The 3,193-nt window shown below is 72.8% G+C and carries 2 protein-coding genes; both read left to right on the top strand.

What is annotated here, in order from left to right:
• Window positions 1-9 precede the first annotated feature (9 nt).
• Window positions 10-1,572: an efflux transporter outer membrane subunit gene (locus WS91_RS02900; RefSeq protein ID WP_063889470.1), complete on the top strand. Its 1,563-nt coding sequence runs from the start codon at window positions 10-12 to the stop codon at window positions 1,570-1,572.
• Window positions 1,573-1,909: 337 nt separating this feature from the next.
• Window positions 1,910-3,163, top strand: a complete 1,254-nt coding sequence (locus tag WS91_RS02895) for an HlyD family efflux transporter periplasmic adaptor subunit (protein WP_059582761.1) — start codon at window positions 1,910-1,912, stop codon at window positions 3,161-3,163.
• The last annotated feature ends 30 nt before the right edge of the window (window positions 3,164-3,193 follow it).

Below are 3,193 nucleotides of genomic sequence, written 5' to 3'. Positions count from 1 at the left end.
ACGACGCGGATGAATCAGGCGGCAACGAGAACGACAGGAGGACGCGCGGCGCGCTGGTTCGCGGCGGCGGCGCTCGCATGGACGCTGGCCGGCTGCGTGCCGTCGGGGTTCAAGCCGACGCTCGCGCCGCGCGAGCCCGGCGACGACGCGCTCGCGCAGACGACGGGCGGCGCCACGCACGGCGCATGGCCGAGCCCGGACTGGGTGCGGCAGCTCGGCGATCCGCAGCTCGACGCGCTGGTCGCCGAAGCGCTGCAGCAGAACCCGACGCTGCAGGCCGCGCAGGCGCGAATCGGCGTCGCGCAGTCGCAGTTGCAGCAGTTCGAATCGCTCACGGGGCTCACCGCGACGACGGGCGCGTCGCTCAGCAAGGCGCACGTGCCGCGCTCGGGCGGCACCATCAATACGACGTTGAACGGCTTGCCGGTGTCGGTGCCGCTCGTGGGCGAGTCGGTGGTGTCGTCGTCGTCGCTGTTCGTCGGGCTGAACTACCAGCTGGATCTGTGGGGCAAGAACGCGGCGGCGACGCGCGGGCTGATGTCGATGCGCGACGCGGCGCGGGTCGAGGCGGAGCAGGCGCGGCTCACGCTGTCGGTGGCGATCGTGACGCTGTACGGCGAGCTGGACCGCGCGTACGCGCTGCGCGAGCTGCTGCTGCTCAAGCGCCGCTCGAGCGAGCAGGTCGAGACGGTGCTGCGCGAGCGCGCGGCGCGCGGGATCGACAACGGCTACGACGCGGACGATGCGGCGCTCAAGCGCAGCAAGCTGCTCGAGCAGATCGCGCTGCTCGACGAGCAGATCCAGCTGCAGAAGCTGCAGCTGGGGGTGCTGACGGGGCGCGGGCCGGAGCGGGGGCTGTCGCTCGCGCGGCCGAAGCTCGCGCCGCTCGCGGACGCGCCGCTGCCGGCGCGGCTGCCGGCGGGGCTCCTGGGTCGGCGGCCGGACATCGTCGCGGCGCGGCTGCGGGTGGAGGCGGCGTATGCGTCGATCGACGGCACGCGCGCGTCGTTCTACCCGGACGTGAACCTGGCGGCGCTGGGCGGGCTGTTCGCGCTGGCGCCGGCGTCGCTGTTCAAGCACGATGCGCTGGGCGGCTCGATCGGGCCGGCGCTGTCGCTGCCGATCTTCGATCGCGGCCGGCTGAAGGCGAAGCTGGGCGGCGACGTGGCGAACGCGGACGTGGCGCTCGCGCTGTACAACCAGACGGTGGATGGGGCGCTGGGCGAGGTGGCGCGGCAGCTGACGTCGCTGTCGACGGTCGATGCGCTGCTCAAGGAGCAGCAGCAGGCGGTGCGCTCGGCGCAGCGGATGGTGGCGCTGGCGGAGGACCGGCACCGTCGCGGGATGGGGATGCGGAAGGACGTGAACCTGGCGAAGCTGACGCTGCTGGACGAGCGCTCGCACGCGATCGAGCTGCAAGCGCGGCGTCGGACGTTGCGGGTGGGGCTGATCGGGGCGCTGGGCGGCGGGTTCGACGCGCGGCAGGCGAGCGGCGGGCCGCTCGCGCAGGCGGGCAAGCCGTTCGCGGCGGCGTCGCGGCCGGCCGAGGCGAACGAGCCGCAGCGCGACTGACCGGTGCGGTCGCGGGATTCGGCGGACGGTCGAAGCGACGGGCGAACGCGCGGCGGCGATCGAATGGCGGTCGACGCGATGCATGCTTCGGCGGGCGATGCAATGCTATTCGGGAGCGTCGAGCGCGCATGCATCAGGCACGAACGCATCGGGCATCAACGCATCGAGCACCATCAAGTAGGAAGACATCACCACGAGCGCCACCTCCATTGTGAATACGAGAGATTCAACCGACACTGCAACCGAACATCGAAGCCCTCCGGAGCGATCCGCGACGCCGCCCGGGCATGCCCGGCCAACGCACGATAGCGCCACCGACATCACGCACGCGAAGACCTTGAACGACACCGCCACTCACACCCGGCGCGCCAAGGCGCCGAACGATACGACGACCGCGGACGGCGCGCACGCGACGCCGGCGTCCGAGCACGCGCATCCCGACGCGGCCGCGTCGCTCGCCGCGCGCCGCGCGACGCGCCGCCGCCGCTTCACGCTGTTCTTCGGACTGCTGGCGATCGTCGCGCTCGCGGCGGCGCTCTACTGGTTCCTCGTCGGCCGCTTTAGCGAGGAGACCGACGACGCGTACGTGGCGGGCAACGTCGTGCAGATCGCCGCGCAGATTCAGGGGACGGTGACCGACATCCTGGTGACGGACACGCAGCGGGTGAAGGCGGGGCAGGTGCTGGTGAAGCTCGACGACGCGGACGCGTCGGCGGCGTACGCGCAGGCGCGGGCGCAGCTCGCGCAGGCGGTGCGGCAGGTGGCGAACACGCGGCTGTCGATGGGGATGTACGAAGAGACGGTGAAGGCGCGGGAGGCGGACCTGAAGCTCGCGCAGCAGGCGTACCGGGCGCGGGTGGGGGCGTCGGTGGAGGTGGTGGCGCCGGAGGAGCTGGCGCGGGCGAAGTCGTCGCTGGCGAACGCGCAGGCGGCGCTGGCGGGCGCGCAGGCGCAGCTGGACGCGGCGCGCGCGCTGGGCAGCGAGCGGCCGGCCGGGCAGAACCCGGCGGTGCAGCAGGCGGGCGCGCAGTTCAAGCTCGCGTACCGGAACCTGAAGCGCACGACGATCGTGTCGCCGGTGGACGGGACGGTCGGGCAGCGGTCGGTGCAGATCGGGCAGCAGGTGGGGCCGGGGGTGCCGCTGATGTCGGTGGTGCAACTGCGGCAGGTGTGGGTGGAGGCGAACTTCAAGGAAGGGCAGATCCGGCACATGCGGGTGGGGCAGCCGGTGCAGCTCGAGTCGGACCTGTACGGCGCGCGGGTGACGTATCGGGGCCGGGTGGAGGGGTTCTCGGCGGGGACGGGGAGCGCGTTCTCGATGCTGCCGCCGCAGAACGCGGCGGGGAACTGGATCAAGGTGGTGCAGCGGGTGCCGGTGGTGATCTCGCTGGAGCCGTCGGAGCTGGCGGCGCATCCGCTGCGGGTGGGGCTGTCGATGAAGGCGACGGTCCGCACGAAGGAGCGGGGCGGGCATCTGCTCGACGGCGAGGCGCCGCTGCCGGGCTTGCGCACGCAGGTGCACGACGGGTATGCGGGCGAGGCCGACGCGGCGGCGGAGGCGGTGATTCGGGAGAACGACGGCGGCCGGTGACGAGGCGCTCGCGGCATGTCGAACGACGGG

This window comes from Burkholderia sp. MSMB1498 (genome assembly GCF_001526245.1).
Classification (GTDB): domain Bacteria; phylum Pseudomonadota; class Gammaproteobacteria; order Burkholderiales; family Burkholderiaceae; genus Burkholderia; species Burkholderia savannae.
Note: the sequence above shows the minus strand (reverse complement) of the source record. Positions and strands in the feature narration are given on the sequence as shown.